The organism is Streptomyces sp. NPDC052687 (genome assembly GCF_040678395.1).
Lineage (GTDB): Bacteria > Actinomycetota > Actinomycetes > Streptomycetales > Streptomycetaceae > Streptomyces.
Genome location: NZ_JBFATR010000004.1, coordinates 233,208 through 239,358, shown reverse-complemented (window position 1 = coordinate 239,358; position 6,151 = coordinate 233,208). Strand labels below are relative to the sequence as shown.

The window sequence follows — 6,151 nt, the reverse complement described above, 5'->3', positions numbered from 1 at the left end:
GGACCGGCGCCCCGGAGCGCGACGCGCGGCAGCCTGGCATCCCGGAGAACGGCGTCCCCGAGCGTGACGCCCGGCAGCCTGGCATCCCGGAGCGGGACATCCCGAGGACCGGCGCCCCGGAGCGCGACGCGCGGCAGCCTGGCATCCCGGAGAACGGCGTCCCCGAGCGTGACGCCCGGCAGCCTGGCATCCCGGAGCGGGACGTCCCGAGGACCGGCGCCCCGGAGCGCGACGCGCGGCAGCCTGGCATCCCGGAGAACGGCGTCCCCGAGCGTGACGCCCGACAGCCTGGCATCCCGGAGCGGGGCGTGCCGAGGACCGGCGCCGCGGAGCGTGGCGTCCCCGAGCCTGACGTCCCGGAGCGGGGCACCGCGGCCACTCAGGCCCCGTAGAACAGCTCCTCGACCACGCCCCGCGCGCGGCGCGTCGTGCGGCGGTAGGCGTCGAGCATGTCGCCGGCGTGGCCGGGGCCGTATCCGAGGTAGCGGCCCACGGCGGCCAGTTCGCGCGGGTCCGTCGGGAAGGTGTCGCCGGCCCGGCCCCGGACCAGCATCACCGCGTTGCGCACCCGGGTGGCGAGCACCCACGCCTCGTCCAGGACCGCGGCGTTCTCGGCGGAGATCAGACCGGCCTCGCGGGCCGCGGCCAGCGCCTCGCGGGTCCGGGTGGTGCGCAGTGCCTCGTGGGCGGCGCCGTGCCGCATCTGCAGGAGCTGGACGGTCCACTCGACGTCGGAGAGGCCGCCCGGTCCCAGCTTGGCGTGCAGCTTGGGGTCGACCCCGCGGGGCAGCCGCTCGGACTCCATGCGGGCCTTCAGCCGCCGGATCTCGCGTACGGCGTCGTCGTCGAGCCCGCGCGCGGGGTAGCGCAGCGGGTCGATCAGCCCGACGAACCGGCGGCCCAGGTCCGCGTCCCCGGCGACCGGCTCGGCCCGCAGCAGCGCCTGGGACTCCCAGACCAGGGACCAGCGCCGGTAGTAGGCCTCGTACGACTTCAGGGAGCGGACCAGCGGCCCCGACTTGCCCTCGGGGCGCAGGTCCGCGTCGATCAGCAGGGGCGGGTCGGCGCTGGGGATCTGCAGCAGGCGGCGCATCTCGGAGACGACCCGGTTCGCGGCCTGTCCGGCCTCCCGCTCGTCGACGCCCTCGCGCGGCTCGTGCACGAACAGGACGTCCGCGTCGGAGCCGTAGCCGAGTTCGTGCCCGCCGAAGCGGCCCATGCCGATGACGGCGAACCGGGTCGGCAGGTCGTCGCCCCAGTTGTCACGGACCACGGCGCGCAGGGTGCCGGCGATGGTCGCGGCGGTCAGGTCGGACACGGCCGCGCCGACCCGGTCGACCAGGGCGCCCTGGTCGGCCTCGGCGGGGCGGTCCTCGGTGCCGTAGGAGCCGACGATGTCGGCGGCGGCGGTACGGAACAGTTCGCGGCGGCGGACGCCGCGCGCCGCGGTGACCGCCTGCTCGGCGCCGTCCGCGCGGCCGACGGCGGCCAGGATCTCCTGCTCCAGGTGGGCCCGGCCGCGCGGCTCCAGGCCACCGCCGCCGTCGCCGTCGCCGAGCAGCGCGACCGCCTCGGGCGCGCGCATCAGCAGGTCGGGGGCGAGCCGGCCGGCGGACAGCACGCGGGCGAGGTTCTGCGCGGCGGCGCCCTCGTCGCGCAGCAGCCGCAGATACCAGGGCGTCTTGCCGAGCGCGTCGGACACCTTGCGGAAGTTGAGCAGGCCCGCGTCCGGGTCGGCGGAGTCCGCGAACCAGCCGAGCAGCACCGGCAGCAGGGTGCGCTGGATGGCTGCCTTGCGGGACACGCCGGAGGCCAGCGCCTCCAGGTGGCGCAGCGCGGAGGCGGGGTCGGCGTACCCGAGCGCGACGAGCCGTTCCCGCGCGGCCTCGGGGCTGAGCCGGGCCTCGCCGGGGGCGAGCTGGGCGACCGCGTCGAGCAGCGGCCGGTAGAACAGCTTCTCGTGCAGCCGGCGCACGACGGCCGCGTGCCGTTTCCACTCGCGGTTCAGCTCGCCGACCGGGTCGGTGCGCAGGCCCAGCGAGCGGCCGAGGCGCCGCTGGTCGGCCTCGTCCTCCGGGACGAGGTGGGTGCGGCGCAGCCGGTAGAGCTGGATGCGGTGCTCCATCGACCGCAGGAAGCGGTACGCGTCCTCCAGCTGGGCGGCGTCCGCGCGGCCCACGTACCCGCCGGCGGCCAGCGCCCGCAGCGCGTCGAGGGTGGTGCCGCTGCGCAGGGAGGCGTCGGCCCGCCCGTGCACCAGCTGGAGCAGCTGGACGGCGAACTCGACGTCCCGCAGCCCGCCCGGCCCCAGCTTCAGCTCGCGCTCGACCTCGGCGACCGGGATGTTCTCCACCACGCGCCGCCGCATCTTCTGTACGTCGGCGACGAAGTTCTCCCGCTCGGCGGCCTGCCACACGAGGGGTTCGAGGGCGGCGACGTACTGCGCCCCCAGCTCCCGGTCGCCGGCCACGGGCCGGGCCTTGAGCAGGGCCTGGAACTCCCAGGTCTTGGCCCACCGCTGGTAGTAGGCGAGGTGGCTGGAGAGGGTGCGCACGAGCGGGCCGTTGCGTCCCTCGGGGCGCAGATTGGCGTCGACCGGCCAGATGGAGCCCTCGACGGTGGTCTCGGAGCAGATCCGCATCAGGTGCGAGGCGAGCTTGGTGGCGGCCTTGAGGGCCTTGCTCTCGTCGGCGCCGTCCACGGCCTCGCCGACGAAGATGACGTCCACGTCGGAGACGTAGTTCAGCTCGTGCCCGCCGCACTTGCCCATCGCGATCACCGCGAGGCGGCACAGCGCGGCGTCCTCGGGCGCGGCGGCCTCGGCCAGCCGGAGGGCGGCGCGCAGCGTGGCGGTGGCCAGGTCGGCCAGTTCGGCGGCGGTCTCGGCGACGTCGGTCGTGCCGCACACGTCGCGGGCGGCGATGGACAGCAGGCAGCGCCGGTAGGCGATCCGCAGCGCGACGGGGTCGCCGGCCTCGGCCAGTTGCCGCTCGAACTCCTCGACGCCCGGATGCAGGTCCCGCGGCTCGTACATCACCAGCGCCTGCCAGTCGCCCGCGTGCCGGGCCAGGTGCTCGCCGAGCGCGGCGGACGCGCCGAGCACGCCGAGCAGCCGGTCGCGCAGCGGCTTGGCCGCTGTCACCGTGTCGAGCAGCGCGCGGCGGGCGGCCGGGTCCGGCTGGGCCTCCAGCAGCCGGACGAGCCCCCGCAGGGCGAGATCGGGGTCGGCGGTGGCGCCCAGCGCCTCCAGCAGGACCGGGTCGTCGCGCACGGCTGCCAGCTCGGGGCTGTCCAGCAGCCGCTCGGCGGAGGTGGCGTCGGTGAAACCGTGCCGCAGCAGCCGCGTGAAGGTACTGCTCCTGCGCCCCGGCGCCGTCATCCCAGCCTCCCGTTCCGGTCCACATCTCGTACGAGATCACTGTCGTACGAGCCGAGCCTAACCTCAGCGGTGTGCGGGGGCCGCGATGAGTCCGGCGGGCGGAAGAGCCCCGGCCACGACCGTGACCTGGCGGCGAACCCGCGGTCGCGCCGACGACCGGCACCGACGCCCGGGACCGGGGGCTGGGGCCGCGATGAGTCCGGCGGGCGGAAGAGCCCCGGCCACGACCGCGACCTGGCGGCGAACCCGCGGTCGCGCCGACGCCCGGCACCGACGCCCGGGACCGGGGGCCGCGCCCTCCGCCGCGGCCCCGGGCACGCCGTCGTGTTTTCGGTGGCGCCGCGCACGGTTTTCGGCTTCGGTAAGGGACAGCCGTCCAGCCGGCCGGGATCGCGGTCCGGCGGCCGGCCGCACAGGACGCCCGCGTCGACGAAGGAGTCACGTGATGGACATGGCCCTGACCCTCGAAGTGATCCCGCTGCCCGTGAGCGACATCGACCGCGCCCGGGACTTCTACCGCGACAAGGTCGGCTTCCACGTCGACATCGACCAGGAGGTCATGCCGGGCATGCGCATCGTCCAGCTGACCCCGCCCGGCTCCGGCTGCTCCATCGCCCTCGGCGACAGCGTCTGGGAACTGACCAGGGGCCCCAAGCCGGCACCCGGCTCCTACCAGGGCCTCCAGCTGTGCGTGGCCGACATCGAGGCGGCCCGCGCGGAGCTGACCGGCCGCGGCCTGGAGGTCTCCGAGCCGGTCCGCTACGCCCCCGACGACGGCGCCACCTTCATGTACTTCAACGACCCGGACGGCAACGGCTGGTCCATCCAGGAGTACCGCCGCCGCGCCGAGGAGCCGCTGTACCGGGTACTGGCGGAACTGGCGCGCAAGCAGCAGCAGTAGCCGATGGGCGGCGGCCTTCGGGACCCCTGGCGCGGCACGGTCCCGGGACCGTGCCGCCCGGTAGCGGACACCGCCGCCGTCACGCCACCGCCGTCACGCCGTCTCCCGCCACCCGTTCGTGATCGGCAGCCGCCGGTCCTTGCCGAAGCCCTTGGGGGAGATCTTCGTCCCCGGCGGGTACTGGCGGCGCTTGTACTCGGCGGTGTCCACCAGGCGGAGGGTGCGGGTCACCAGGTCCGGGTCGAAGCCGGCCGCGGCGATCGTGTCGGCGCCCTCGTCGCGGTCGACGTAGCGCTCCAGGATGGCGTCGAGGACGGGGTAGTCCGGCAGCGAGTCGGTGTCGACCTGGCCGGGGCGCAGCTCCGCGCTCGGCGGCTTGGTGAGGGAGTTCTCGGGGATCGGCGGGGTCTCGCCGCGCTCCTCGGCCGCCCGGTTGCGCCAGCGCGCGAGGCGGAAGACCGAGGTCTTGTAGACGTCCTTGATGGGGCCGTACGCGCCGACCGAGTCGCCGTACAGGGTGGAGTAGCCCACCGCCAGCTCGGACTTGTTGCCGGGGGCCAGCACGAGGTGGCCCTCCTGGTTGGAGATGGCCATCAGGAGGGTGCCGCGCAGCCGGGACTGGAGGTTCTCCTCGGCGAGGCCGGTGAGGCCGAGCGCGTCCATGTACGCGTCGAACATGGGGGCGATCGGGACCGTGCGGAAGTTCAGGCCGGTGCGCCGGGCCAGCTCCGCCGCGTCGCCCTTGGAGTGCTCGGAGGAGTACTTCGAGGGCATCGAGACGCCGTACACGTTCTGCGCGCCCACCGCGTCGCAGGCGATGGCCGCGACCAGCGCCGAGTCGATGCCGCCGGACAGGCCGATCAGGACGGAGCGGAAGCCGTTCTTGACGACGTACGCGCGCAGGCCCGTGACCAGGGCCTGGTACACCTCCTCGTCGTCGTCGAGACGGTCCGCGCAGCCGCCGGTGTACTGCGGGGGGTACGCCGGGAGGGGGTCCTCCGAGAGGATCAGGCGGTCGACGCGCAGGCCGTCGTCCACGACCCCGCCCGGGGCGTCGGGGGCCGCGGCGGGCAGGTCCAGGTCGACGACCAGGCACTCCTCGGCGAACTGGGCCGCCCGGGCGACGACCTCGCCGCTCGCGTCGACCACGATCGAGTCGCCGTCGAACACCAGATCGTCCTGCCCGCCCATCATGGCGAGGTAGGCGGTGGTGCAGCCCGCCTCCTGGGCCCGCTTGCGGACCAGCTCCAGGCGGGTGTCGTCCTTGTCGCGCTCGTAGGGCGAGGCGTTGACCGAGAGCAGCAGGCCCGCCTTCGCGGAGCGGGCCGCGGGCACCCGGCCGCCCTCCTGCCACAGGTCCTCGCAGATGGCGAGGGCGATGTCGACGCCGTGCAGCCGCACCACGGGCATGCTGTCGCCGGGCACGAAGTAGCGGAACTCGTCGAAGACGCCGTAGTTGGGCAGGTGGTGCTTGGCGAAGGTGAGCGCCACCTCGCCGCGGTGCAGCAGCGCCGCCGCGTTCTGCGGGGCGCCGGCCGGCTGGCCGTACTTCGGCTGGGCGGTCTCGCAGCGGTCCAGGTAGCCGACGAGGACCGGCAGCTCGCCGAAGCCCTCCTCGGCGAGCCGCGCGGCGAGCGTGCGCAGCGCCGCGCGGGACGCCTCGACGAAGGAGGAGCGCAGGGCCAGGTCCTCGACGGGATACCCGGTCAGCGCCATCTCCGGGAACGCCACGAGATGCGCTCCCCGGTCGGCGGAGTGCCGGGTCCAGCGGAGGATCGCCTCCGCGTTCCCGGCGAGGTCGCCGACGCGCGAGTCGATCTGGTTCAGGGCGAGGCGTAGTTGAGGCACGCGCCCAGTGTAATCGTCAAAGC

3 protein-coding genes and 1 pseudogene are annotated in these 6,151 nt (G+C 74.9%); 2 read left to right on the top strand and 2 right to left on the bottom strand.

All coding sequences use genetic code 11. The features are described 5' to 3' along the window. Positions 1 to 392, top strand: a pseudogene (locus AB0K92_RS07345) (hypothetical protein); the annotation flags it as partial. Here AB0K92_RS07345 and AB0K92_RS07340 read toward each other — a convergent pair. Next, on the bottom strand, positions 380 to 3,379 hold the full coding sequence (locus AB0K92_RS07340) for a bifunctional [glutamine synthetase] adenylyltransferase/[glutamine synthetase]-adenylyl-L-tyrosine phosphorylase (RefSeq protein WP_365920270.1): 3,000 nt from the start codon (positions 3,377 to 3,379) through the stop codon (positions 380 to 382). The pseudogene AB0K92_RS07345 and the gene AB0K92_RS07340 overlap by 13 nt on opposite strands. Before the next feature lie 451 nt (positions 3,380 to 3,830). Between AB0K92_RS07340 and AB0K92_RS07335 the strand changes: the two genes are divergently transcribed. Then, positions 3,831 to 4,280: a VOC family protein gene (locus AB0K92_RS07335; RefSeq protein WP_365920356.1), complete on the top strand. Its 450-nt coding sequence runs from the start codon at positions 3,831 to 3,833 to the stop codon at positions 4,278 to 4,280. Between the two features lie 93 nt (positions 4,281 to 4,373). Here the strand turns inward: AB0K92_RS07335 and AB0K92_RS07330 are convergent, their stop codons facing one another. Continuing rightward, entirely contained in the window at positions 4,374 to 6,128 is a 1,755-nt protein-coding gene (locus tag AB0K92_RS07330; protein WP_365920268.1) for an NAD+ synthase, read from the bottom strand. Positions 6,129 to 6,151 lie beyond the last annotated feature (23 nt).